Below are 25,256 nucleotides of genomic sequence, written 5' to 3' on the forward strand. Positions count from 1 at the left end.
CCGGTCGTGGGCGGAGGAAGCTGCTCGCCGGTCTGCCGATGTCACCGAGCGTCTGAGCCCGGGGGAATGTCGGTGCGGCGGCGTAGAATAGTTACATGGGTGTAGTTCCTGCAAGTTCGACCGATCCCGGAGGCGAGATGCCGGCTGGTCAGGCCTCCATGCCCGGGCCGCAGGGCCATCCATCCACGATGATCGAGCCAAGCACCCCATCCGTAGATCGTTTCCAGATTCTCGCCCTCGATGGCGGGGGAGCCAAGGCACTGTTCACGGCTCACGTCCTAGCGCGGCTGGAACAGGACCTCGACGTCAGCATCCAGGACTCCTTCGACTTGATCGCTGGCTCATCGGCGGGTGGAATTGTCGCACTCGCGCTGGGCGCCCGTCTCACCCCGAGCGAGATCGTGGGGCACTACGAGGAACTGGTCGAGGCGGTCTTCCCGGCCGCGCGTCGGCGACTGTGGCGGCGTCCTCGTCAACTCACTGCACCCATCTACGACAGCGACGCGCTGCACACTGCCCTAACCAAGGTGCTCGGCGAAAGGCTGCTGGGAGACAGCACGAAACGGTTGGTCATCCCGGCGTGGGACGTGCAACGTGGCTCCGTGCACATCTTCAAGACGCCGCACCACAGACGGCTCGCCCGGGACTGGCGCATCCCGATGGTGGACATCGCGATGGCGACCTCGGCGGCACCGCTCTACTTTCCTGCCGCGCGGGTCGATGGACACCGCCTCATCGACGGCGGCGTGTGGGCGAATAACCCCTCTGTCGTCGCGATCGCCGAGGCCGTGAGCATGCTCGACGTACCGCTCGCCTCGATCAGGGTGCTCAACGTGGGCACCATCGACCAGCTCACGAACCACCCTAAGCGCCTCGACCGCGGCGGGCTGCTCAACTGGGCGAAGCCGATCGCGCCACTGATCCTCACCGCCGGCAGCCGTGGCGGACAGGGCATTGCTGAGCATCTGATCGGCAAGGCCGCGTACACCAGGTTCGACGCTCTCGTGCCGGGCGGACTGTACGCACTTGACTCGGCAGACCCGAGCGACGTCGCCGGCCTCGCCGCGTCCGTGAGCCGCGAGCTCAGCCCTATCTACACCGCGCGATTCGCAGATCATCGCGCGGCCGACTACACACCGTTGATCGGAGACCGACACCGCGGCGACCCGACCAGCATGTCGACCACGGAGGTCTCCCGATGAAGCTCACTGACTACTTCAACGTCCTGCTCAAGGACACCGTCAACCTCGGCCAGGTGAAGCTCGACTCGCTCGACACTCGCGTCGAGGCGGTCTATAAGGCGTTGAAGGCCGACGAGCAGATCGGGCACCTCATCCTCGGCAAGACGCCCCAGGGCTCATGGGCGCACAAGACCATCATCAACCCGGTGGGCAGCAACGAGTTCGACGCCGACTTCATGCTCGACATGAGCGAGAACCCGGACTGGGCCGACGACCCCGAGAAGTACATCGAAGAGGTCTACGCGGCACTGCATCGCCACAGCATCTACGGCGACATGCCGCACTCACGCAAGTGCCGCTGCGTCCGAGTCGTCTACGCGAACTCCATGCACCTCGACATCGTGCCGCACCTCAACCTCGCCGATGGTCGCGAAGTCATCGTCAACCGCGACGACAACGCCTGGGAACTGACCGACCCCCAGGGTTTCACAGACTGGATGAAGAGCAAGGACGCGCTCGCTAAGGGCAACCTCCGCAAGGTCATCCGGCTGATGAAGTACCTGCGCGACCACAAGAACTCCTTCACAGGCACACGGTCGATCCTCCTGACGACACTGCTCGGCGAGCAGGTCACCGAGCTGCGCACGCTGCTCGATCCTGGCTACTACAGCGACGTCCCCGCGACTCTCCTGCACCTCGTTAAGGACCTCGACGCCTGGCTCCAGGCACGCCCGACCAAGCCCCCCATTCCAGACCCGTCCGGGTCCGGTGTCACCTTCGACCATCGGTGGGAGCAGTCCACCTACAGCTACTTCCGGGACCGCATTCATGTCCACGCCGCCGAAATCGAAGAGGCGTACGAGGAGGAGAACAAGGAGCGCAGCATCGAGCTGTGGCAGGGCATCTTCGGTGACGGCTTCAAGGCTCCGGCCACCTCGTCCAGCAGCGCGAAGTTCCCGGCAGCAGCTCCCGCGGCCCCTTCCACCGTGGGGCGGTCTGGCCGCGCGGGATGAGCCGCCGCAACCGGGCCACGCTGTCGGCCTGGCAGAAGCATCTCGTTGACGAGCTGAGGTCACTCGACAGGGGGCACCCCCGCGACGTCCGGATAGTCCAGCAGCCTCGGCTCGACTCTGACGGCAACGCCATCCTCCGACTCCGGCTCCACACCGTCGACATCCCTCACCGCCCCGGCGGGCTGGAACTTGGAGACGATGAGGAGCTCATCGTCAAGATTCGCCCCGCTCTGTTCTCGCCGCCGAGCGCCGAGGTTGATCACACACGCTTCCTCGGTTTCCCGCACGTCCTCCAAGGGCAGCGGCTCTGCATCTACCTCGATCCCTCACGAGAGTGGCGCCCATCCGCCGGAATGGCCGGGTTCCTCAGCCGACTGTGGGACTGGCTCACCGATGCCTCCGCCGGAGTGTTCGATCCCTCGACCGCGATGTACCACGCTGTCGGAGGAGTGCTTCACCACGCCGACGCCACGCCCACCATCGTCGTCCGCGAACCCGGCCCGTCGAAGCAGCGTCAGATCGCTCGGCTGATTACACGCTCACCGCACCGCTACGACCTCACCTACTCGACCGACCACGACGGACACCGCACGCCCGTCTTTGCCCTTGCGAGCGACCTCCCGTTCGGTGCGGCATCCACCTTCGCGCTGTTCCTGACGCTCCTGGACGACCCGCACCTTGACCGCGCCGAAGGACGGTCACCACGGGTCTCACCGCAGTCGCCCGCGTTCCTCACATCGCTCCTCGCTAGCGCGCTACGAAACTCTGACGGCACCGAGCAGTACTTCGTGCTCGCCGTGCCGCACCCCGCAGGCGGACCGCACCATCTTCTCGGCGGACGCCTCCCCGCAACTACCGCCGACGCGCTCCGGCGCCTCGCCAAGAAGCACGGCACCGCGGTCAACCTCGACCCCGGAATCATCAACGCCGACATCCCCATCGAATGGTGCAACATGTCCGACGAACGGCAAGAGGTCACGACCCGGCGCGACGACGACCGGCCCGTCAACGGCTTCCGAGGAAAGACCGTTCACATCTGGGGGTGTGGCGGCCTCGGCTCATGGCTCGCCGAGTTCATCGCACGCGCCGGGGCCAGCACCATCGCTGTCTGCGACCCCGGCACCATCACAGGCGGGCTCCTAGTGCGACAGAACTACACCGAAGCCGACATCGGCCAGACGAAAGCCGACGCCCTCGCCACACGCCTCCGCGCGATCCGCGATGACCTGACCGTCACCGTCGCAGAAGGAAGCGTCCCTGACCCAGCCGTCTCCCTCGCCGCGGACCTCATCATCGACGCCACCGTCAGCCACAGCATCACCACCTACCTAGACAGCCTCGCAGGCGAAGACCGCACGGCACTGATCGCCCAGGTCGCCACCGACGCCAGGACGGGAACGCTCGGTATCGCCAACATCTGCGCGCCCCGTGACACCTGTACGCCGTCCGAGCTCGACGACCAAACAGGCCGCTTGGTGCTGGCCGATGGCGCGCTGGAGCTGTACCACGCACTCTGGAAGGAAGCAGCCGAAGGCGACGAACTGATCCCCACCCGAGGATGCTCCGTACCCACGTTCCACGGCTCGGCCGCAGACCTCGCTGCCGTCGCCGCCACACTCGTCAACATGATCGGTCTGCACCTCCAGCAGGTAGAGGCACTAGTCTCAGGAACCCACCTCATCTCCCTGCCACACGCACCAGCCGGCCCACGGCATCACTTCCGTCCCGCGACACAGGACACTCGCGGATGAGACAGCACGCGGCCTCTTACTTGTGTCGCCGGAGAGCCCAACGTCGGAAGGGACGCAGATTCATCCTCGATACGGCGTCCCTCGCCAACAGGCCGTCGGGTCACTCTCTACGCACCGTCTCGTCAGCTGACGATGCCACGAGAGGAAACGCCATGGTCCGTCTGCTCTGGGCGCTGAGTGCCCACGTCCGCTGCTATCTGCGACGCTACATGCCCACCAACAAGGCCCAGTCCGTTGTGGAGCTACGTGCCGCGGTCCGCAAGGCTGGAGTGGAGTCCAATGTTGCCAAGACCATCTCGGATGAGCTTTCGGAATCAGTCGGTTTCGATGTCGCCTCGACGCTCGACAAGGTGACCGAAGCTATGGTCGGCACGCGCGAGTCCCTTTTCAAGGACAAGGATGAGGATAAGGACAAGGACAAGGACAAGGACAAGGACAAGGACAAGGACAAGGACACCGACACGGGCACGGGCACGGGCACGGGCACGGGCACGAGGCGATGGCAGCTCTGCGTAGTCTTCGACGACTCAGACCGCGTCACGGCGGTGCTTGTATGGGCAATCATGAGACCGCTCAGTTTCTTATTGTCTGACGGGTGGGAGAAGCGCACAGCTCCGGCGTTGCAGCGGAAGCCGCCGCCCCGCTTGGAGGACATGAGTGTCGACAGAGCCGCGATGGTCTCGGCATGCAGGCGCTCTGCGGACCGTGTACGCAGCCAAAGGGCGCTCAATACGAGGGATAGCCTGCGACGTTTCGGACGGAAGGCAGTGTCGTCGGGTGCCTAGTTCACAGATACAACGAATCGCGATACTGCCGTCGGTTCAGAACCGGGTATGGGCTCGTTCTGCAGGCCGTTGCGTACTCTGTGCCGCTTACCTCCTTGACACTAGAAGCTTCTTTCACTCCCGCTCCGTTGCAGAACTCGCCCACAACGTCGGAGCCACTGATGGCGCCAAGTCGCCGAGAGGGAAGTCAGCTTTGTCGTTGCGAGAACGCTCGGCCGAAGAGAACATCCTTTTGCTCTGCCACGAATGCCATCGACGGATCGATGATCCTGAAATGGTCGGCTTCTTCACGGCTGAGTATCTCCGCGATGCCAAGATCACGCACGAGCGCCGTGTCCGCGAAGTTACTGACTTTGCGACCCTTCGACCGGCTGCCGTCCTCAAAGTCACCGGGAAGATACGAGGAACTCTCGCTCCGCCTTCTCCTAGACAGATTGCGGAAGCGCTCCACCCGCTCCATCTGACGGGCTTCGGCGAGGCCACTCGTACGGGTATGTACGAAGTCGTGCTGGACGATCCTGAAGACGCAGACTGGTCGTGGACGAGGGGCATTCAGCGCATCGATCGGGCCGTAGATTCGCTGCTGGCCGCGATCGAGGCCAGCGACGTCGAGGTGGCAGCGGTGTTCGCGCTCGCCCCGATCCCTCTGCTCGTACACCTTGGCTCCCGCCTCGACGACAAGAGCGAAACTGTCCTCTTCCGCCGTGCGAGATTCGACGACGCGCGAGCATGGGCCTGGGCCACTGACGCGGCGAACTCGCCGGCGTATGGCGTGTCCGTAACCAACAACGACTCAGCCACGCAAACGTTCGACGAGATTCTCTTGACCGTGAACGTAACCGCGCACGTCAAGCTCGACGAGATCCCTCCGCAGGTTCGCGGCTTGCCCCGTGTAGTGCTCAGTCTTGCAACTGAAACGCCCGGCCCCAGCGTGATCGACACCAGGGCCGCACTCGACCGGTTTTCGGACGGCTGGCAACGCGCTCTTTCCTTCGTAGAAAAAGAGTTCCCGACAGTCTCTCGCGTTCACGTGGTCGCAGCTGTTCCGGCGCCAGCGGCGATCCAGATGGGGCGACTCCACATGCGCGACGCCCAACCGGAATTAGTCATCTATCAACGAACGAGAGCACAAGGCTACGTAATCGCGCTCACGGTGCACTAAGAAACAACGGAGGTCGCATGGAACTCGAGAACTATTTCACCGCCTTTCTTCAGAACACGGTGAACCTCAAGCAGTGGAAACTGAAGCAGCTCGACGGTCGAGTGATTGCCATCGTGGATGCTCTGAAGAAAGACGCGGTGATTGGTACTCGCTACCAAGACCACATCCCGCAGGGATCATGGGCCCACGAGACAATCATCACGCCCGTCGGAGCGCTAGACGAGTTCGACGCCGACTTTCTTCTACACATCGAGGAAGTTTCTGAGTGGTCACAGAACCCGAAAGAGTACCTGCGAGAGGTGCGAGCCGCCTTCAAGCGGAACGCGACCTATAAGTCGATGCTTCAGAGAAAGAATCGGTGCGTCCGAATCGATTACGCAAATGATTGTCATGTTGATGTGGTGCCCTACATCGTGCGCGATGACGGATCTCAAGTCATCGTCAACTACAAAGAGAACAAGTTTGAGGACACCAACCCCGCGGGGTTCACGTCATGGATGAAGGAAAAGGATGACATCACGAACGGAAACCTCCGTCGAGTCATCCGCCTTCTGAAATACATCCGGGACTACAAGAACACCTTCGACTGCCCCTCGGTGATCCTCACAACACTTCTCGGTGGACGAGTCCAAGCCTTCGACACCGAGGCTCGGTACGCCTCAGTCGGTTCAACGCTGGTCGCCCTTCTCGAAGACCTGGCCTCTTGGCTGCGCTGGCACGAGCAGATGCCTGTCCTCGAAGACCCGAGCTGTCTTGGGACCTACTTCAACCATCGGTGGGCCCAGGAGAAGTACGCAAACTTCCGCGTGCAGGTACAGCGCTACGCCGAGTGGGCGAGAGAAGCGCTTGTCGAGGACGACGAAGCCACGAGCGCAAGCCGTTGGCGCAAACTCTTCGGAGACACTTTTGTTGCTGAAGAGAACGTAAGACTGGCGAAGTCGCTTGGGCACAGCGGGCAGCGGAAGGCTCTCGTTCTTCGAGCTCCAGAAGAGGAGTTCATTCACGAGCACTACGCGTATGCTGGCGGCCATAGCGCGCGGATCGATGCTTTCGTACTTCGGGACTCTGGACGCGTGGCGCGCTCGCTCCGCGTCGACGGTCGAGTCGAGAAGAACCGAGATCTCCTCTTCCGAGTAGTGACTGATGTTCCTGGACAGTTTGATGTCATCTGGAAGGTGCGCAACAAGGGAGAAGAGGCAGAGAGAGTTGGGCAGCTCCGGGGGCAACTCCTCGAAGGTGACGGCACGCAGGGTGTGGAACATCGCGAATCCACCAGCTACGCAGGGAACCACTTCGTTGAGGTGTACATCCTGCAAGGTGGACGTGTTGTCGCCTCGGACCATCATGCAGTCGTCATCCGGTAGAACCTCTGCTTGAATCACATCCAGTCGTTTTTGGTGGGGACGTCACACGGGGTGAGCCCGGTCTGGGGGGTGCCGGAACAGCAGGATCGATTTTGTGTCTCGTCCCGCCCCAGGTGGCTGGTCGCTGCTGGCGCCTCCCGGATACACCCCTTTTTACCCGGTTACGCGGCCGTTCAGTCGAGGGGCCGTCGAACGCGTAGCAATCGATGTATGGTGCCTGCCAACGGCTCTCCGCGGGCCGCGCGGGAGGGGGACCAAAAGGGGACCAGGATCATGCAAACCATGCATCTCGCGACGTGCGCTGCATTTGGCGAGCGCCAGAAGCGCGCGGTTTTTGGTTTCGCCAGCGTCGTCTAGGCGCCTGGGGTTCAAGGGGTCGCAGGTTCAAATCCTGTCATCCCGACGGTCGGAAGCCTCGATGAGAAGCCAATTCTCGTCGAGGCTTCGTCGTGTCCGGGGGGTTGGTCGCCCCTGGCCCAGCCGCTCGATCCACTTGCTCCGGTCGCTGCCGAAGTGCGACGCTCCTGTTTACAGCCGTGACACTGACGAGACGCTCGCCGACGAAGGAATCACGACGCAGAAGTGGACAATCCGGCGGCAATGGCGCGGCAGTTGGCTCGAAGCAACGCGAGTTCAGAGCGCGCTCGTGGATTGTGCTGCAGGTTCAGTAATGGCGTGTTCTCTCGGATCAAGGCGACCTCCGCCTCCTGCACTTCGGACTGCGGCAGGACGGCCCAGCTCACCTCGAGGTTCGCGTCGATCCAGTTGACGATGGCGTTCCGGTCGGTGGGGGCGAAGCGGTAGTTCTGCATTCGGGCTCGACCGGCGAGTGAGCCGAACGGGGGCCGGTATCCGAGCACCGCGCCGATGCTACGGAAGAAGGTTCCGTTACCGCGTGCTCGCAGTTCGTTCCCGAGTAGTCGTTTCCGGAGCGTCTGCTTTTCCGCTTGTCCGATATAGATCAGGTCGCGACCATCGCGAACGGAGAAAAACGGCTCGGCGAGAGTCGCGCCGCCGCGAAGCCGGATGGCGTAGACGCCGAACTCGTTCGGTACGAGCGGCCCGACCTCACCAGCTGATCGGAAGGAGCCGTCATCGAGGAGCTTCATGGCCCCTCAGAGTCCGCGAGCTTGTCGCCGTGGCGAGGCCGCAACCTCGACGCGATGGTGCTCGCGATTTTCCCCGCCGTGTCTTTTGCTGTGTGAGCCGCATCGACGCTGAAGGATGCGACCGCTTCGGCTCCTTGAGCGCCCATCCTCCCAACCGCCCGTGCGCGGGCTGTTCCCGTGTCGACAGTGGCATCCCGTGCCTCCCTAGCGGCGACGGCCCAGCGCTTCTTCTCTAGGTTCAGGCGGCTGTCGGAGATGCCGAGTGTCTCGTGAAAGACCAGCACGTCTTCGGCGACCTCGTTACTGGAGCGCACTACTTCGCCGGGCTTGAGCGGGTGGAACAGCACTTTGCTGTTCGCTGTCGCCGCTGCAGCGTCTATGCGTGCGAGGAGGCGTTCGGTGCTCTTCGCGATCAGGTCACGACGCTTGGCGCGGCCGGCCTGGATCGCCTCGCGGTGACGGTCGAGATCGTCCGGGCTGGAGTCGAGGACTCGGTCGAGCTCCAGCACAGCCAGGCCGTCCTGGAGCTGGAAGCAGCGAGCCAGCACGGCCAGCCACTCCTCGATCTCTCCTTCTGCATCCCTCGCGACCTTCGCGATGTCGCCGATGCGCGATTTCTTTTCAATCTTCTCGGCCAGGGCGTCGACGCGGCGAAGCGCGTAAGCCTGCGTCTCTGCGATGGCCTGCGCCGCGCCGTGGAGATTCGACCACGTCACTTCCGACACACGACCGACGTGATGGCGCTTCAGCATGGCATCGTCGATGACGAGCCCGACGCCGATCATGCGGGCGAGTGCGCTGTCTTTCTGCGCCCGCAGGACGTCGTCGACCTTCTCGTCGATCGCGGAAAGGTAGTCCGTGATCTCCTGCATGGTCTGCTGCATGGCGAGCTGTGCCATGATGCCTGCTGCGCCGGCCAGCATCGCCGGGTTCGTGAGCATAGAGCCGACCGTTCCGGGCTTCACGAACTCAAGGATGTTTGTGATCTTGCCCTTGCTCGTGGTCACGATGGCGCGGCTGACGCCGTCCGATGAGCCCCTCATGGCGTTGCCGAGTTTCAGGGCCTTGGCCGAATCCTCGGTGAGCTTCACCCAGCGACCGGCGTTGGCAGTGAGCTCGGCTCCACCCTTCGCGGCGGCCGAACCGATGTTGAGAGCTCCACCGACAGCGTGCGACAGATTCAGTTCGCGGGAGGCAACACCCGCCGTTGAGAGGAAACGCTCGACCGCCAGCGCGTCGCCGATGACCGCCAGACCATCTCCGTCGATGACGAGCTCGATCTCGTCGCGCGAATCGTCCTCGTTCGCCATCCTTGCTCCGTTCGCCACGCCTGGTTGGTGACTCGAGGTTATCGGGGCGAGCGGCGCGTGTTCCCTACTGGCTCCGCTCACCCCCTCTCGCGCTTCGCATCACCAGCTAACGCCCGGGGCGTCCGGGCGAGGTGCGGGCACCTGTTTGGCGGGTGACGATCGCGGGGTCGCTGAGTTCGGCCCGAAGGGCTGCACGAGCCCGTGCCAGGCGCTGCCAGTAGGAGCTCGTCGTGCACCCGAGCACCTCTGCCGCCTCGGCAGCGGGCAGCCCACACCAGTAGGTGAGCTCGAGTGCCAGCGCATAAGCAGGCCTAAGTTTCGCGACCGCGTCCTGCAGCTCGACGGTCGCCAGTTCGCTCATGGGGTTCCGAGCCCTGGTCAGTTCTTCGGCCACCAGTTGTCGTGTCCGCTCCTTGACGCGACTCCGTCGTTGATACTCGTTTCCGATGAGATTCCGTGCAGTTTGAAATAGCCACCCGCTCGTGATGCGAGTCCCGGTGGAGTACTTTTGCCACGCGATAGCGAAGGTCTCGGCAGTCAGGTCCTGTGCTAGATCGACGTCGTTGATGCGTGACAGGATGTAGCGCTCAATTGACCTGGCTCTATCTGCGTACAGAGCAGTGAACAGTTTCGGCACGTGACCTCCCCACAGACGGCGGTTCGTCTCCGGTCAGTAACTACCTGGGCCGTTGCGATGAACAGGTCGCCGACAACTCGCATCATGACATCCGACTCTGCGTCAACTCAAGAGGTGCCGGTGCGGCTCGTCGCGATCGCTGCTGTCAGGAATCTCATGGCAGGCAAACGTTACCGAGACACCGGCCGCGTTCCGTGTCCGGTGCGAACGATTCATCCAAATGAAGGAAGTGGCCATGATCACGGCAACGCACGAGTTCACAGTAACCGAGCCTCCGGAGAGTTCTGACGTCGCGGGTGTCGATCAGAAGAGGGTACGTAGGATGCGCCCGCTCGGCGTGCTCCTGGCCATGCTGATCGGGTTCTTCTCCCTGGGTATGACGGCGCCTGTTGCGAGCGCGAGCGAACGCATCGTTCCGGCCGAATACCTACTCGAACTGGGGGGAGAAGTGCACACGCTCCATGAGGGCGAGAGCGTGACCTTCGCAATGCAGAGAATCCCATCGGCGGCTGTGCCGGGACAGGTGACGCCGAAGGTGGTGTACCCCGGCGACGCAGGCACGCTGACAGTGACCGGTTCGGGCGGGAGCTTCCACTACAGCATCGCGATGTCGGTTCCGGCCACGTCCTTCACCGGTACCTTCAACGTCACGGACGTGAGCCACGGACTCTCGGGTGGGACGACTCTCGTTTCCGGATTCTCCGGCTCGGTGCCGACTAGCCGGCTCCGTGGCCATCGGTATTCTGGTGTACTAACCGGGACGGCCTTCCTCGTAGGCGTCCCAGTTGCTACCGTCGTGCCGAATTACACGCTCTACACGTACACGGGTTAACGATATCTGGGCCGCTGTGATCGGGGCGACTGCCACCGTTCCTGCCACAGCGGCTCGGCCCTTGACAAGCGAAGGAGTCGATCATGACTACCCAGATGTTCAATCCTGCTGAGCAGCTCAAGCGCGCTGTCGATGATGGGCGCCTTTCTGAGGAGAGCCTCGAGGCCATCACCGAGATCCCAACCGCGAAGCTCCGATCCTTCTTCACCGGGGCTGAGGCAGGTGCCGTCGGTGTCACAGTGAAACCCCAGTCGCTCTCCTCGGATGAGGTGACTCGGCTGGCGGTTCTCGCGGCGCAAATTGGTCAGGGTTTAGAGATCGATGATGACGAACGACTGCGGGCGACCCTGGAAGGGCTGACGGCTCAGTTTCATCTCACTCTGGAGAATATTGCGTTACTGATCCATGCCAAGCCGACCGACCTCGCCGTGGCGCTCCGCGAACCAGCATCGCTGCCTGCGGATCGAAAGTACGCGCTCGCATCGAGGCTGTCCTATCTCACGAACGCGATCGAGCGAGCGCGTCCTGGAACTGTCGATCCGGGAAGGTGAAGGACCGCCGTCATTCCCGGTTACGGCAGCGCCTGAATGGGTTCTCCCGTGGTATGAGCTCTCCTAGCGGCGCCATGCAGAGCACTCCAGGGGGTGCCGCTCCAACCGTGCGGCGATCCGGTCGGCACGTCCCGCGTTGTATCCCAGGGTGTGCACAGTGATGACTCGCGCTCCATCGTGCGTGACGCCGACGAATGACCCATGGTCTCGGTTATGGCCGTTATGCCACCACAACGATGAATCGTCCATCCAGCCCAGCGGGTTCTCTCCGGGCGTCTGCCGCGTGATGGAAGTGGCGTACAGCTCGAGCGCATCGAAAGTTCCATGCAAGCCGCCGGCCCCGACGAATGGCCCGGGATCGTGCCACTGCTCGCGAATGCGCCCCGTCCAGGTGCGCAGAACGGGCACACGTTCCGGCTCGGGGGACGTCGACACGGCCGTGATGTCGAGCGGGTCGAAGACGTATTCCTTCGCGAGCGTCCACCAGTCGAGACCTGTCGTGACCTCGAGCACACGCGTCAGCACCGCGTAGCCAAGGTTCGAGTACGCGACGACGCCGACGTGCCCGCTGTGTTGCGTTGAGATATTCGGCAACACCTCGGAATCGAAGTACTCCGTCGTGTACTTCGCATAGGGGTCGCGGGCTTCGGCGATCGTCTCGATCATCCGTGAGGGAAGCCTGGCGAGGCCCGAGGTGTGGGTCACCAACGAGCGCACATCGACGTTGCGGGGTAGACCGGTTTCTGGCAGGTACTCGCTTACCGGAGCCGAGAGGTCGACGATCTCTGCGCGGTCCAGCTGCTGCGCGATCTGAGCGGTGGCGGTCTTCGTGACCGAGCCCCACTCGAGCATCGGAGAACCGCGATGCGGCGGCCCGAAATGCTCGACGGTAACGCGCTCCGAGTCGCGAACGCGATAGGCCGAACTCTTGTGACGCACCCTCCAACTCATGCTCCTCAGACTATTCGCGAGCGTCGGTTGACTTCAGCTTGCCAATGTTGGCGGAGTATGGGTGCCATGGGCCTGATCATGGGCCGGCGGGTGTTGATACGTTCGAAAGATGGAGACGACGAATTCTGCGAGTAACGGGCGAGTCGCGGCCAGGGCCGCTCCCTGCATCTGAAATGCGCGCTCAGCTTTATGTCGGTTCGAAGAGAGATCAGGGGAGAATGAAGCGATCGATCCTCGCAGGCTCTGACGGCCGCGGCGACCTCATCGCCCCGATAGTCGCCGTTGTGGTGGTGCTGGCCCCGATCGTCGTCGGCGTGAACGCGGCATCCGGCGGCTCGTTCCGCGACAGGTCGGACGTCTTCGCGATCATGATGCTCGCGCCCGTGAGCCTGATTCTGCCGCTGGTCGTCGCTCTGCTGACCTGCCTGCGGCTATATGCGCGGCTCACGGAGCGATTCGTCGCGAACACCCGCAACCGGATGAGCGCTCGCGAATTCGTTCTCCGCCACATGGTGCGCGCGGCCGGGATATCGGCGCTCATCTTCTTCCTGTACGTCTTCGCCGCATTCGTGGTCGCCTTCTCCGTGTGGCCGATGGTCGGTGACCCGGGTATCGACCCGGAGGGATACAACATGACCGCAGCGCAAGCCGCCGCGGAGAGCCTGGAGCGGTCGAGTTACAGCTTCCTGCTCGAATACGGCGAGCTCGCCTTCGGTTTCGGGTACGCCGCCTGGGTCTCGCTGAGCTCAGCCGCATTCGCCGTTCTGTGCTGCTGCTTCCTGGTCACGCTGCCGAATCGAATCCTCGCCCTCGGCCTCCCGTTCCTCATCTATCTGGGCTCAACGGTCGGCGCAGCGCTCATCGGGTTGCCCCGTTTCGGCCTGTTGTACTCGCTCTTCCCCTTTGGGCTCGAAGCCTCGGCGCCGCTCATCGCTGCGGCCCCCATGCTCGTCCTAGCAGCAGTCACGCTCGTCTTCGCCGCTCTCGTGCTGTATCGCGCGCCGACGAACGGTCAGCTTGCGTGAATCGCTGGCGGATCGCCCTGTGGGCAGCTGTCGCCGCTGCCTCGTTCGGGTACTGCGTCCTCGAGCGGCCAGCGAGCTCGGCAGGGCTTCACGAAGAACTGGCACTCGGGGTCCTGAGCACGCTGACGAGCCCCACGTTCCTCGCCTTCGTCGTGACCCCGCTGTGGTTGGCCTACGGCCCCCTTGACTCACGGCGCACAGCCACGTTCCTTCGCCTCATCCGTGCCGGCAGCTATTCGAGCCACCTGCGGCGCATCTGCTGGCGGGCGCTCCGGGCGATGATGCCGCCCCTCCTGGCCGTCATCACCGGAGCGGCGGCGGCGGTCGCCGTCGACTTGGGCGGACAGCTCGACCGGGATTCGACTCTCATTGCGCGCATCGACGACGTCGGGATGCCGCTCGGGGCGGCGATCGGTGCGCAGGTCGCGCTGCTCGGCCTTTTCCTCGTGTTGACGAGGATGATCGTCGAGATGCTGGCCCTGCTGAGCCTCCACGCCGTGGCTGTCGCACTCAGCATCGCGGCGTGGTTGTGGGCGGCAGCATCCGCGACCGGGTTCCTGCCGCTCGGGGGCCTTGCGGACTTCCGCGCGTATACGCTCGTCCCGGCCCTGGCAGCGCAGCCGACGATGATCGGCGACGTCGTGCTCGCCTACGCGGTCGCCGTCATCGGCCTGATCATCGCGGCGGCTCTGCTCGACCGGGGCGCACGTCAGGCCTCCATCAGCGCTCCCGACTGGGTATTGCCGAGCGCGGCCGGAGCCCTCGTGGCGCTCTTGGCCGCGGGGGCCTTCGGCGCGCGCGACACCGACCTCGTGGGGTTTCTCACCGCGATGTACTTCGGTGCTACCGGAACCATGCTGCAGATGCTCGTCGCGGTGATCCTCGTCGTTGGCTATGCCTTCGCCGCTCAGTTCCGGATGGCGCAGCTCGCGGGGCCCTGGGGGCTGGTGACGGCGTTGCGGTACGGGAGTCGCCGCAGCCAGCTCATCACGATCGTTTCGCGAGAGTTCGGTCAGGCTCTGACGTACTCTGCGGTGGTCCTCACTGCCGCCGTCGCCGCGTACTTCGTCGCCGGCGGGCGGACGATCGTGGGGGAGCCGAGTGTCATGCTGCTGCTCTTCCAGGCCAGCGTCATGCAGGCGATCCAGATCACGTTCTACGTCGCGTGTGTCGCGTGCGCCGTGCTCATCTCGAACAAGCAGGTCAGCGGCCTCGTGGTCGTCGGCGTCGTGACCGCACTCGCAGCCATTCCGATTCCCGCCTCCGCGGTGTGGCTGACGCAACGCGCCAGCAGCGCGGTCCTCTTCGACGGCGGGTGGGTGGCGACCATCGCGAACGCCCTGCTCCTCTCCGCGGTTACGTGCGCCGCGGTGCTCATCGCCACCCGACGCGGACCCAAGACGGCTCCGCTTTCATCTTCGTCGCCCGGGAAGGTTCTCATCAGATGAACAACGTCGTAGAGGTACGCGATGTCAGCGTGACCCTCGGAGGTATCGACCTCTACCGGGGCGCGACCCTCAACTTGCGTCGCGGAGCCACGGTGGCGCTCACCGGGCCCAACGGGTCGGGCAAGTCGGTGCTTCTGAAGGTGATCTGCGGATTCGTCACGCCCGATTCCGGCAGCATCTGGATCGATCCGTCACTGCTGTCTGCGCGCCGCACGTTCCCTGAGCGATTCGGTATCGCGATCGATGGGCCCGCCTACATCCCGGGTCGCACCGGGCTGCAGAATCTTCTCGAACTCGCTCGGATCCGCCGTCAGATCACCGCGGAGGACGTCAGAGCCACGATGATGCGTGTCGGGCTCGATCCCGATGCGAAGCAGAAGGTGCGCAACTACTCGCTCGGGATGAAGCAGAAGCTGTCGCTCGCTCAGGCCCTGATGGAGCAGCCGGAGGTTCTGCTGTTGGATGAGCCTTTCAACGCCCTCGACAAGAGCAGTGTCGAGCGTGTCACCGACATCCTGCACGCGGAGCGGGAGCGCGGCTCGACGATCCTCTTCACCAGCCACAGCGACCGTGACGTTCACACCCTGGCCGACGAGGTCTTCCGTGTGGAGGAGCAGCGCCTGGTCAAACAACAGGTGAGGCCTCACTCATGATCTGTGGCACCTTGGAGCGCGACGAAAGGTGCATCTGATGAAATTCGAGATTCACCCTGCGGCGCCTTCAGCGATCGCGTCGGGGGCCGTTGTTCTTGCGGGCTTAGACGTGTTCAACGGACTCCTCGCGGTGCGGGATGACGAGGCCCACCTAGCCGTAGCCGTTTCGGTAGGGCTGCGCCTCTTCGGCGCTTTGTGCATCCTGGTCGCATTCGTCGCCGCCCTGCTGGCCCGCCGGCGACGCGGACTGCAGGTGGCCGGTGTCTTAGGTGTTGCTCTGGTGGCGATCGCGGTCGTACTCGTTGGATGCACCCTCGCTCGCGAAGCGAGTATGTTCGTTCCCTGATATGCGGCGACGGCAGCGTCGGGCGTGTCACCGGAATCCTGCGCGCGGAGCGGGAGCGCGGCGCGACGGCCTCTTTCACCACCCGCAGTGTCAGCGACGTCCACACCCTGGCCGACGAGGCCTTCCGTTTGGACGAGCCACGCCTGGTCGGGCAAGCGGGGAGCCCCCAGGCGCGAGCGTCGCCAGCAGCGCCCGGGCCGTGCACGACCAGTTTCCACCCCGCGGTCGCGTTCATGGCGAGCTGCTCTCGATTGAGGAGCATCTGACCGTCGACGGGGTGGATGAGCCGCAGGGTCGCCCCACGCTGAGCCCGAACATCATGACGAGACCACACACGGCGGCTGCGACGGGACCTACTGCTCTGTAACCCCGACGTCGGGTGTCGCAGAGTGCTTGCACTCACACTCCACCCCGGAGTCGAAAGGAAACGGCTATGACTGACCGAAATCTAGAATTGCTCGTCGCCACGTACGATGACGAAGGTTCAGCTCACGAGGACTTCTCATTCATCAAGTCGATGGACGACCTCAACGTTGTGGCTGCCATCGTCCTGACACGCGACGCAGACGGCAATGTGCACGTCAAGCAGCACGGCGGACGGATCGTGGCCTACGGGACGGCCGTGGGCGCCGTCGTCGGCCTGGTCGTCGGGCTCTTCGCCCCGCCGGTGCTTCTGCTGACCGGCGTTGCCGGGCTCGGGATCGGTGCAGGCGTCGGCGAGATCATCAAGAGGCACGAAGAGAAGTCGCTGGGTGTCGACGTCGAGGAGTGGCTACCCGCGGGCTCGTCGGCGATCGTCGCCGTCGTCGACGACGTCTTCCTCGACCGTGTCGAGAAGGCCCTCGTGAGGGCTACCAAGCGCGTCAACAAGGCGATCGCGAAGGGCGACTACGACGCCGTTGTGAATGCGGTGAACAAGGGCGACGCGAAGATCGTCGACGCGATCACCGCGTGATCCACCTGGTGTCTCTCACACGCTTCGTCAGGTAGGGAGCCGTCCGGCTGTCCATCACCGGGCGCGGGCCGCAAAACCGCTACGAAGGTCTCTAACGGGGCCGAATTCGTCGGCGCTAGCTTTGCGTCACGTAACAACTCGTTGCGTGTGTTCACACAGGAGGAAAGATGTCACTCATTCTTGACACCGTCGATCTCGACGCCGAGCTCCAGGTGCTGTGCGACCCGGAAAGCAGCCGGTTGGCTGAATTCACGTCCAAGTTCCACGAGTTCCGCAACTCGCTGACGCCGGAGGAGCGCGACTACCTCGACTTCATTCGCCGAGCGGCCGACGTCGCCGTGGCAGAACACGGTCGAGCGCTCATCGAGGACGTCGACGCCTTCGAGGCTCACATCAGCGACATGCTCGGCGACGAGTACATCGCACCCGAGATGGGCGGCATCGTCATCCGCACCACGGTCGTGCTCAAGTGCGCGACGTGGCTGCTCAAGTGCTGACGGATCCCCCCACCGTTCGCGCCGACATCTCGCGGCGCGTACGTCCCGAGCACGCGCGAGTCTGAGGAGACCCATGACCGAGCAGTCCGACTTCGATTGGGTGCGTTACCTGGCATCCCTCGGCATCTCGGACGCCACGGTCACATCTCTGCAGGACGAGCGGAACGAAGTGGTTCGCGCCCGAACTCGGGACGGGCGCGAACTGCTTCTCAAACGCGGGAAGAAGCGGACGCCGGTCGGCGACGGCGCGCTTCTCACCGAGGGGCTCGTCTATCAGCTGCTGGGCGAATCGGATATCGCCGACATCGGGCCTCGCTGCATCCTCCACGATCGTCGCAGCGACATCCTCGTCACAGAGTTCCTGCCGCACCCGACAGCGCGTGCGGCGTGGGACTCGCTGGGGGAGTCGCCGGGAGCATGGGCTCCGCTCGGGGCTCAGCTCGCCCGCCTCCACGCCGGCACGCGACGGCTGCCGGAGTGGGCGTCACGGTTGCTCGGCCCGTTCGCCGATCTGGTTCCCGATGATGAGCCTCTTCGTCCCGACGATCTGATCACGTCGACTCCAGGGCAGCTTCAGGTCGTTCGCACGGTTCAGGCCGACTCTGCCGTCACGGCGCGTCTGACCGACCTCACGGATGCGCGACAGACATCGCTCATCCACGGTGACGCACGGCTCGACAACATCCTCGTCGACTCCACGTCCGACGTCCGATTCGTCGATTTCGAACTGTCTCGCGTGGGTGATCCGCTGTTCGACCTGGGTTCTCTGCTGGGGTCGATGATCGAGTACCTGGTCATCGACTCTCCGCCCGAAACCGACGAGAAGATGTCTCACTACATTCCGGATGTCGCCGGCCGACTGCATGACCGCGCCCGGGCGGTTATCGCGGGATATCGGGCGACAGTCCGCGCCCTTCACGGCGAAACTCCCGACCCCGAGGACTTCCTCTCGCGGACGGCAGCCTTCGTCGGCGTGCATCTGCTGCACCGCGCCGGCGCGCTCGCTCACCACCTCCACGGTGAGACGCGTGTCGGGCGATCCTTCTCCGTCATGGGGTGCGCGTTCGTCAAGAATCCCTCCGTGCTCCTGCGGCCCTGGGGGCTCGACGCTTCGTACGCCTGGTTCCGCGCGAGGAGCGGGGTCGCATGATCGACGCGATCGTGTCTGAAGTCGAGCGCACCGCCGACAGCCTCACGATGACCGACGATTCGGCTCTGACCCGTGAGCTCTACGAGGTGCTCCACCTGCGACGGAGCCCGACCTCGGGCGGAGCGCCCTCGTCCCGCTCCGCCTTCTCAGCTGCAGAGATCTTCGGCAGCGTGATGCGACACGAGGAAGGATGGCGGCCCGTCACGCAGGGTGGCGCAGGCGCGTCGGTCTTCGAGAAGGCGGGTCTGCGCGTGCGGGTCGACGCGTGCGACGTCGTCGCGGAGGGGGTCCTTTCTCTGCCTGCCGTCCGTGACCGGTTGTCGCCGGCATTCGCGGGTCTGCTGTCGCCGTCCGAACCGCCGGATCAGGGAGTCCGTGTCTATGCACCCGTCGCCCGGGATGCTGCGCCCGACGCCGGCCGCATGCTCGCCGCGGCAATCGGCGCGATCACCACCCGCTACGTCATCAAAGCGCTCAGCGTGAAAGAGGAGTACCCCCGGCCCGACGCCTTCACCATCTACCTTCCGCGGGGCGACCTCGAGCCCGTGCTCGACGCGCTGGGGGGAGGTGCGATCGCGCGGCACTTCACCACGTCGCCGCAGCACTCTCTGTTCGCCAAGATCGACGACTCCGGCGTCTCGTGGATCGAGGGTCCGGCGCGCGACAGCGCCGGCCAGGTGCGCGCAGCCTGCGTGGCGCGCGCACTCCGCACGCCTCCAGGCTCGGGCCCGTCGTTGGCTGCGGCCATCGAACGCGAGTTCACCGCCGCGGGGATCGACGCGGCCGCGCCTTACCGGCTGCTCCCGGAGGTGTCGGATGCCGCCTAGGCTGCCGCGGCTCCTCATCGGGATGTGCGCCTCTTCTGCCCTCATCTCGCTGCTGCCCGAACTCGCGCGGATGCGCGCAGCCGCTGCCGGCTGCGCCGTCGTGATGACGCCGTCGGCCGCGCGTCTCATGTCGCCCGCTTTGACCGGTTCGGTGATGAACTGCCCGGTCTACGTCGAGGTCGACGAGCCCACGGGCGGGGTCCCACGTCATCGCTCTCTCGCTGCCGACAGCGATATTGCGCTGGTCGCTCCCGCCACGCTGAACACCCTGAGCAGCCTTGCCGTCGCTTCGACGAGCAACCTCCTCACGCTGACCCTGGCGAACTTCGGCGGCCCGGTCGGCCTGCTCCCCGTTCTGAACGACGAGATGCGATCCCGACCCGCCGTGCAACGCGTTCTCGACCAGTTGGCGGCCGACGGGTTCGCGTTCCCTCCCGAAGAGCCCGGGGCGGCGCGAGACCTGAGCGGCCGAGCGCAGGCGGGGGTCAGCCGGCACGGTCTGAACAAGCTCGTCGCGCAGCTCGCGACGCGCGCCGAGGAGGCGAGCCGTGACGACTGAATCTCGAACGAGGGAGGAGCTCGCGCCAGCGCGACTGCTCGGTCCGGATCTGTTGCGCGGCGTCGGCATCATCCTGCTCCTGCTCACCAACGTTCCGCTGATCCTGACTCCGATCCGGTACGAACAGGTCGTGGGCGCGAGCCCGTTCACGGGTGTCCCCGTGGACGACGCCGCGATCATGCTGTTCCTCAGCGTCCCCACCATGACAGGCATGGGGATGTTCGTTCTCGCGATGGGGCATGGTCTCGCCCGGGCGGGGGCCGGGCGGCGAGAGTTCCGATACGCGATCATCCGGCTCGGCGCGATCGGGGTGGTCGGACTGCTCCACGGATTGTTGGTCTGGTGGGGTGACATCCTCCTCTACTACTTCATCGCCGGTGTGATCGCGTTGTACTTCCGGTTCCGCCAACCGATCGCTCAGATAGCGATCGGAGCGAGCATCACGATGTTCCCTCTCGTGCTCGTCGTCTCCGATCTGCTGGCGCGCATCGGAACCCGCGGCGACGGTGCCACCAACGCGATGTCCGCCGTCTCAGACGCCTATCGCGGTCTGCAGGCGGATGCGGCGAGCGCCTACGGTTCGCACGATGCGGGGGCGATTCTGCAGCAGCGGCTGACGGATTGGCTCGTCTACATGCAGGACTTCGCCCCGGTCGGACTGCCGCAGCTCGTCGGGCTTCTGTTGATCGGCATCGGGATCTCGCGCCTCCGGGCTGCGGGATCGACAGTGCTGAAGACTGGGCGGGCGCGCTCCGTCCTCGTGATCGCGGTGGTGGTCGCGGGTGCGGCCTACCTCTATCAGCTCGGGGTTCAGATTCTGCTGCCCCATGACACCGGCGTGCTGAGTGCGCTCTCGACATGGTGCCAGGTCATCGCGCCTCCCGTTCTCGCGGTCGCGATGTACGTGTTGATCCTCATGCGGGAGACGCGTCTGTCTGCGTCCCCGCTGGTTCGAGCCGTGGCCGCGATGGGGCGATACCCGTTGTCGATCTACATCTTCACGAGCATCATCTGCGCCGTCGCGGCGTACGGATTCGGCTACTACGGCCGCGTCTCGGCGAGCGGAGCGGTCGCCATCGGAGTGGTGCTGACGATCGTGTTCGCGCTCCTGTCGATCGCTATGGATCGTGCCGGAAAACAGGGGCCGATGGAGAGCCTCATCCGGCTCGTCGTGAAGCGGCGGCAACCGGATCAGGCACAGGCAACGAGCAGAGGAGAGGGCACGTGGAATCGATAGCGCGTTTCCGTTCGACGATGACCACCGCGGGACGAGTCGCGGCGACGGAGAAATCGCCGGTGAGTGCCGAGCACGTCGCGTTCGCGCTCGCATCGGAGAGCGCTGCCGAGCATCCGGTGGCCGGTCGCGTGCGCGAGTACGGCGACCTGCGGGGGTGGGGGTCGGGGGATGAGCGCCGCGGCCTCGCCGAGCGCATCGGACTGCGTCGCCGCCCCGCCTGCGAACCGACGCTTCAACGTGAGATCGAACGAGCCGCCGCGGGAGGAGACCCGGACGTCCGTGCGGTCCTCCGTTCGATGCACCGGCGGGGGGAGCTGGTCGATCTTTCCGAATTCGTGTCGGCGTCGGGTCTTGATCTCGCCGGCTGGCTGGGGGCCGATGATGACTGATCCGACCCGGTCACGGACCGCCCTCACGCTGCGGGGCGTGACGAAGACGATCGACGCGTCGCGGATCCTCGACGGCGTCACCTTCGATGTCCCCGTCGGGCAGGTCGTCGGACTGATGGGGCCGAACGGTGCCGGCAAGACCACGCTCATGCGCAGTCTCGCCGGGCTGTACGAGCTCAGCTCGGGAAGCGCGCTCGTCGACGGTCACGCCGCGGGCAGTCCCGAGGCGCGACGCGCGCTGAGCCTGATGCCGGAAGACCCCGACCTCTATCCCGGGCTCAGCGTCATCGAACACGTGCGTCTGGTCGAAGGTCTGAACCGTGTCACGACGACCGCGCAAGCACGCGCGGCGCTGCTCGAGAGATACGACCTCGCCGACAAGCGCGACTCACTCCCGCACGAACTGTCGCAGGGCATGCGACGGAAGCTGGCGCTGATCCTCGCGCTCACGAAAGGATCACGAATCCTCCTTCTCGACGAACCGTTCAACGGTCTGGATCCCGTCTCGTCCCGCGAGCTGCGCGACGAAGTTCGCCGATTGTCTGAGCAAGGATGCACGGTTCTCATCTCCATGCACGGGCTCGGCGATCTGGAGAAGATCGCCGATCGGGCGCTGATGCTGTACGCCGGTCGCCTCGTCCACGACATGAGAGTGAGGCCGGCCGAGGGCGAGTCCGGAGAGTCGCTCGAGGACGCCTACCTCCGCGTCGTGGGGACGATGAGCCGTGGCTCCGCCTAGCGCTGCGCGCCGTTCCGCGACGACCGCCGCCGTCGCGCTCGTCACCGCCTATGCACGTATGCGGATCCGTGACCTGCGCGTGCTCCTCCTCAATCCGCTCGCTCTGGTGCTCTCGGCGGTCGGCGTGGTCGGCTACCTGTGGATCCTCGTCAGCCAGGGTGACGACATCTCTGGAGGAGACCAGACTCCCGGGGTGCGCTTGGCGGGTCTCGGCCTGGGCCTGATCTTGCCGCTCGTCGTATTGACGGCGCAGCGCGGCTCACCGCTGCGGCTGCGCCCCGGAGACGTGTCGTGGGTTCTGGCGAGCCGCGACGGTCCGGTCCTCGTGCTGCTGACCCACGCGCTCGGAACAGCGGCTATGGGATTCATCGGGGCATCGGCGGCTAGCGCGATCGCCCTCGTCCTGCGCGGCGAGCCACCTCAGCTGGGCCTGGTCTCGGGTGTGGCGCTCACGAGCATCCTCCTCCTCATCCGTTCGGTGTCGTTGTCGGCGCACGCTCTCGGGCACCGGGTCTCGAAGCATGGTCGAGCCGCGCTCGTCGGTGTTGCGAGTGCGTGGGCGATCCTGTGGGGAGTCCTGAACGCCGCGGCATACGCCGGTCTCGTGCCCGACGACGGCCCGTTCGCATGGGCACTGGCAGCGGTTGCCCAGCCGATCGCCGCGGTCGTGTCTCCGGAATCGGCGGATCTCACGGTGAGCGCGGGGTTCATCGTTCTCGCGGCGATCGCGGTGTCGGTGCTCGCCGCGAAGCCGCGGGTGTTCGTCGAACCGGCGGTCCAAGAGAGCATCCTCGCGAATCAGCTGTCGAAGGCTCTTTCGGGTGGACCATCGTCTGCCCTGCAGAGTAGGGGATATGCGGTCGGGATGAGGTCGTGGGACCGATGGCCGTCCCGCCCGATTCCGGCGGTTCTGGTGAGTCACCTCGCTCAGATTCGTCGCCGCCGGTGGCAGTACCCGGCCACCGCGGTCGTGCTGATCGCGGTGGTGTCACTGTGCATGCTCTCCGGGGGAGTCGTGCCGGTGACCGTCGGGGTGGTCATCGCGGTGCTCCTTCCCTGCGTGTCGGCGGCATCTCAGCTCGCCGCGGCGGATCTGGATCACCAGCATCTGCTTCTGGCCGATGTGTCCGTGGTCAGGACGGGCCTCGCCGGTGTGCTGCTGAACGCGTTCTTTGACCTGGTCGTGGCAGCGCCCGCGGTGATCCTGGGCGTGTCCATCCAATTCGGCCACGTGGGGTGGGGCATCGCCTACATGGTTCCCCTGGCGGCCTTCTTCGTGTGCTCATCGCTCGCCGGCGTGGGCGCGCGAGCGTTCTCGGAAGCGCCGATCGGGCGGGCGATCGCGGGGCTGCTCCTCAGCGCTGCCCCGCTCTTGATCGCGGTGTCGAGTGTTCTCGGCTACGGCGATGATCACGTCGCGTGCCGATCGTGGGTGACGATCGCCGGCACAGTGATCGTGGCCGCGGTCCTGTACCTCGGACTGGCGTTCGCGGTGTTCCGCTCGGCTCTGCCCGGGGCACGGCCGGGCGGGACGCCGGCGTCGACGGTCACCGAGCGGGTAGACGTGCGATGAGCGTCCATCCGTCGTCGGTCGGGCCAGACGTGAAGTCACCCCCGGACACGGCGACGCGCTCGCGCAGACGGTCGAGTCCGTAACCGGACGATGGGATGCCGTTCGTCATCGGCGCGGGACCGGTGGTGTTCGCCATCTCGAGCCGGACATCGTCGCCGAGGATCTCGAGAGTGATCCTCACCGAGGTGTTCTCGGGCGCGTGTTTGGCGATGTTCGTGGTCCCCTCGCGTATCAGGTGAACGAGGGTCTGCTCGATCGTCGACGACACCGAGCCTTCGGTGGATCGCACGCTGATCGTCGCTCCCAGCTGCACGAGCGCATCGCGGGCCTCGTCGAGTGCCGAGTCGATGCTCGCCGGCTGTTCGTCGACAGGCCCGGTGAGAGAGCCGTCATCGTCGCGCACGATCCTCAGCATCCTGCGGATGTCGGCGAGCGCCTGGTCTGCGCCGGCGCGGATCGCGCGAACGGACTGGTCGCGCAGGGCTTCGTCGTCGACGCGCTCGAGGACCCTCGCGTGCATCGAGACGAGCGTGATGTCGTGCGCGATGATGTCGTGCAACTCGTCTGCAATGCGATCTCTCTCAGCTTCGATCGCCGCCGAGCGTGCCTGCGCCAGAGCGGCGACGTCACCCGCCAGGCGCAGCTCGCGCCCGTGCGCCGCACGCAGCGCCCAGCCGATGGAGGCGGAGATCGCGACCACGAGTGCCAGCGCAGGCAGCGCCGTGTTCGCGAAGATCCCGAGGACGGTGCTCGCCAGGATCGTGAGGCTCAGCGTCGCGACGACGTAGATCGCCACGAACCACAGCGGGCTCGTGTAGACCACGAGGCCGGCAACGCCGGCGAGGTAGAGGACATCGCTGCCGTCCTGGCCCGCGGTGATCTGCACGAGCGCGATGAGCAGGAGGCTGGTCGCTGCTGCCGCGGGCCACCAGATGAACAGTGCCGTGGCGAGCATCGCGGGCAACCCGAACATCAGACCACGCCAGGCGACGCTCGGATCGGTGATGACCAGGACGACGTCGACGACGAGCATCATGGCCAGCACGAGGAGCAGGGCGATGCGTCCCCAGGAAGGCAGGGCGGTGAACCCACGCGTGTCCGCGCCCACGTGGGCCGGCGCGTGCCTGTGCCGCAGTCTCCTCTGGCGCTCCGTCACCCTCCCATCATGCCCGGAAGGGTGCTCGGGTCACTTGCAGATTCCGAGCAGGCGGC

At 65.1% G+C, this 25,256-nt stretch carries 26 protein-coding genes and 1 pseudogene; 21 read left to right on the top strand and 6 right to left on the bottom strand.

Going from position 1 to position 25,256, the window contains the following annotated elements:
* The first annotated feature begins 95 nt into the window (after positions 1-95).
* From QUC20_RS05255 to QUC20_RS05280, 6 genes are all read left to right on the top strand, one after another.
* On the top strand, positions 96-1,202 hold the full coding sequence (locus QUC20_RS05255) for a CBASS cGAMP-activated phospholipase (protein ID WP_289331157.1): 1,107 nt from the start codon (positions 96-98) through the stop codon (positions 1,200-1,202).
* Positions 1,199-2,194, top strand: coding sequence for an SMODS domain-containing nucleotidyltransferase (locus tag QUC20_RS05260; protein WP_289331158.1), 996 nt, complete (start codon positions 1,199-1,201; stop codon positions 2,192-2,194). The genes QUC20_RS05255 and QUC20_RS05260 overlap by 4 nt, the downstream gene beginning before the upstream one ends.
* A 131-nt stretch (positions 2,195-2,325) precedes the next feature.
* A complete protein-coding gene (locus tag QUC20_RS05265) occupies positions 2,326-3,945 on the top strand; it encodes a ThiF family adenylyltransferase (protein ID WP_289331477.1) in 1,620 nt (539 codons plus the stop codon).
* Between the two features lie 152 nt (positions 3,946-4,097).
* Entirely contained in the window at positions 4,098-4,730 is a 633-nt protein-coding gene (locus QUC20_RS05270; RefSeq protein ID WP_289331159.1) for a hypothetical protein, read from the top strand.
* A gap of 193 nt (positions 4,731-4,923) precedes the next feature.
* Positions 4,924-5,892: an SAVED domain-containing protein gene (locus QUC20_RS05275; protein ID WP_289331160.1), complete on the top strand. Its 969-nt coding sequence runs from the start codon at positions 4,924-4,926 to the stop codon at positions 5,890-5,892.
* 17 nt (positions 5,893-5,909) lie between these two features.
* On the top strand, positions 5,910-7,256 hold the full coding sequence (locus QUC20_RS05280) for an SMODS domain-containing nucleotidyltransferase (RefSeq protein WP_289331161.1): 1,347 nt from the start codon (positions 5,910-5,912) through the stop codon (positions 7,254-7,256).
* A gap of 569 nt (positions 7,257-7,825) precedes the next feature.
* Here the strand turns inward: QUC20_RS05280 and QUC20_RS05285 are convergent.
* The 3 genes from QUC20_RS05285 to QUC20_RS05295 form a co-directional block, all read right to left on the bottom strand.
* On the bottom strand, positions 7,826-8,365 hold the full coding sequence (locus QUC20_RS05285; RefSeq protein WP_289331162.1) for a GIY-YIG nuclease family protein: 540 nt from the start codon (positions 8,363-8,365) through the stop codon (positions 7,826-7,828).
* A complete protein-coding gene (locus tag QUC20_RS05290; protein WP_289331163.1) occupies positions 8,362-9,675 on the bottom strand; it encodes a coiled-coil domain-containing protein in 1,314 nt (437 codons plus the stop codon). The genes QUC20_RS05285 and QUC20_RS05290 overlap by 4 nt, the downstream gene beginning before the upstream one ends.
* A gap of 106 nt (positions 9,676-9,781) precedes the next feature.
* The gene (locus tag QUC20_RS05295; protein ID WP_289331164.1) at positions 9,782-10,312 is read right to left on the bottom strand and encodes an RNA polymerase sigma factor; all 531 of its coding nucleotides are present in this window, start codon (positions 10,310-10,312) and stop codon (positions 9,782-9,784) included.
* 235 nt (positions 10,313-10,547) lie between these two features.
* Here QUC20_RS05295 and QUC20_RS05300 point away from each other — a divergent pair, with 235 nt between their 5' ends.
* Both QUC20_RS05300 and QUC20_RS05305 read left to right on the top strand, forming a co-directional pair.
* A complete protein-coding gene (locus QUC20_RS05300; protein ID WP_289331165.1) occupies positions 10,548-11,144 on the top strand; it encodes a hypothetical protein in 597 nt (198 codons plus the stop codon).
* An 83-nt stretch (positions 11,145-11,227) separates the two neighbouring features.
* Entirely contained in the window at positions 11,228-11,695 is a 468-nt protein-coding gene (locus QUC20_RS05305) for an HTH domain-containing protein (protein WP_289331166.1), read from the top strand.
* A gap of 63 nt (positions 11,696-11,758) precedes the next feature.
* On the opposite strand, the gene QUC20_RS05310 is transcribed toward QUC20_RS05305, so the two are convergent.
* Positions 11,759-12,547: a serine hydrolase domain-containing protein gene (locus QUC20_RS05310; protein WP_353105722.1), complete on the bottom strand. Its 789-nt coding sequence runs from the start codon at positions 12,545-12,547 to the stop codon at positions 11,759-11,761.
* Positions 12,548-12,864: 317 nt separating this feature from the next.
* Here QUC20_RS05310 and QUC20_RS05315 point away from each other — a divergent pair, with 317 nt between their 5' ends.
* From QUC20_RS05315 to QUC20_RS05330, 4 genes are read left to right on the top strand one after another with little or no spacing between them, the layout of a single operon-like run.
* Positions 12,865-13,671 carry a hypothetical protein gene (locus QUC20_RS05315; protein WP_289331168.1) on the top strand — a complete coding sequence of 269 codons (807 nt, stop codon included), beginning with the start codon at positions 12,865-12,867 and terminating at the stop codon, positions 13,669-13,671.
* Positions 13,668-15,119: a hypothetical protein gene (locus tag QUC20_RS05320; protein WP_289331169.1), complete on the top strand. Its 1,452-nt coding sequence runs from the start codon at positions 13,668-13,670 to the stop codon at positions 15,117-15,119. Before QUC20_RS05315 ends, QUC20_RS05320 begins: the two co-directional genes overlap by 4 nt.
* Positions 15,116-15,772 (top strand): ATP-binding cassette domain-containing protein, encoded by a 657-nt coding sequence (locus QUC20_RS05325; protein ID WP_289331170.1) that lies wholly within the window; start codon positions 15,116-15,118, stop codon positions 15,770-15,772. Before QUC20_RS05320 ends, QUC20_RS05325 begins: the two co-directional genes overlap by 4 nt.
* A gap of 37 nt (positions 15,773-15,809) precedes the next feature.
* Entirely contained in the window at positions 15,810-16,118 is a 309-nt protein-coding gene (locus QUC20_RS05330; RefSeq protein ID WP_289331171.1) for a hypothetical protein, read from the top strand.
* 241 nt (positions 16,119-16,359) lie between these two features.
* Here the strand turns inward: QUC20_RS05330 and QUC20_RS15935 are convergent.
* Positions 16,360-16,521: pseudogene (locus QUC20_RS15935) on the bottom strand (hypothetical protein); the annotation flags it as partial.
* A gap of 30 nt (positions 16,522-16,551) precedes the next feature.
* On the opposite strand from QUC20_RS15935, the gene QUC20_RS05335 reads away from it, so the two are divergent.
* The 9 genes from QUC20_RS05335 to QUC20_RS05375 all read left to right on the top strand — a co-directional run bounded on the left by QUC20_RS05335 (position 16,552) and on the right by QUC20_RS05375 (position 24,044).
* Entirely contained in the window at positions 16,552-17,073 is a 522-nt protein-coding gene (locus QUC20_RS05335) for a DUF1269 domain-containing protein (RefSeq protein ID WP_289331172.1), read from the top strand.
* Positions 17,074-17,240: 167 nt separating this feature from the next.
* On the top strand, positions 17,241-17,570 hold the full coding sequence (locus QUC20_RS05340; protein WP_094261966.1) for a hypothetical protein: 330 nt from the start codon (positions 17,241-17,243) through the stop codon (positions 17,568-17,570).
* 73 nt (positions 17,571-17,643) lie between these two features.
* Entirely contained in the window at positions 17,644-18,720 is a 1,077-nt protein-coding gene (locus QUC20_RS05345; RefSeq protein WP_289331173.1) for an aminoglycoside phosphotransferase family protein, read from the top strand.
* Positions 18,717-19,547: a T3SS effector HopA1 family protein gene (locus QUC20_RS05350; protein ID WP_289331174.1), complete on the top strand. Its 831-nt coding sequence runs from the start codon at positions 18,717-18,719 to the stop codon at positions 19,545-19,547. Before QUC20_RS05345 ends, QUC20_RS05350 begins: the two co-directional genes overlap by 4 nt.
* A gap of 22 nt (positions 19,548-19,569) precedes the next feature.
* Positions 19,570-20,106, top strand: coding sequence for a flavoprotein (locus tag QUC20_RS05355; protein WP_183045293.1), 537 nt, complete (start codon positions 19,570-19,572; stop codon positions 20,104-20,106).
* Positions 20,096-21,343, top strand: coding sequence for a DUF418 domain-containing protein (locus QUC20_RS05360; RefSeq protein ID WP_289331175.1), 1,248 nt, complete (start codon positions 20,096-20,098; stop codon positions 21,341-21,343). The genes QUC20_RS05355 and QUC20_RS05360 overlap by 11 nt, the downstream gene beginning before the upstream one ends.
* 59 nt (positions 21,344-21,402) lie before the next feature.
* Positions 21,403-21,732, top strand: coding sequence for a hypothetical protein (locus QUC20_RS05365; protein WP_183045292.1), 330 nt, complete (start codon positions 21,403-21,405; stop codon positions 21,730-21,732).
* A 37-nt stretch (positions 21,733-21,769) separates the two neighbouring features.
* Positions 21,770-22,471 carry an ABC transporter ATP-binding protein gene (locus QUC20_RS05370; protein WP_289331176.1) on the top strand — a complete coding sequence of 234 codons (702 nt, stop codon included), beginning with the start codon at positions 21,770-21,772 and terminating at the stop codon, positions 22,469-22,471.
* Positions 22,458-24,044 carry a hypothetical protein gene (locus QUC20_RS05375; protein WP_289331177.1) on the top strand — a complete coding sequence of 529 codons (1,587 nt, stop codon included), beginning with the start codon at positions 22,458-22,460 and terminating at the stop codon, positions 24,042-24,044. Before QUC20_RS05370 ends, QUC20_RS05375 begins: the two co-directional genes overlap by 14 nt.
* On the opposite strand, the gene QUC20_RS05380 is transcribed toward QUC20_RS05375, so the two are convergent.
* Positions 24,019-25,200 (bottom strand): sensor histidine kinase, encoded by a 1,182-nt coding sequence (locus QUC20_RS05380; protein ID WP_289331178.1) that lies wholly within the window; start codon positions 25,198-25,200, stop codon positions 24,019-24,021. The genes QUC20_RS05375 and QUC20_RS05380 overlap by 26 nt on opposite strands.
* Positions 25,201-25,256: the final 56 nt, after the last annotated feature.

Origin of the sequence: Microbacterium arborescens (assembly GCF_030369635.1) — a bacterium.
In the GTDB taxonomy this organism is placed as follows: Bacteria; Actinomycetota; Actinomycetes; order Actinomycetales; family Microbacteriaceae; genus Microbacterium.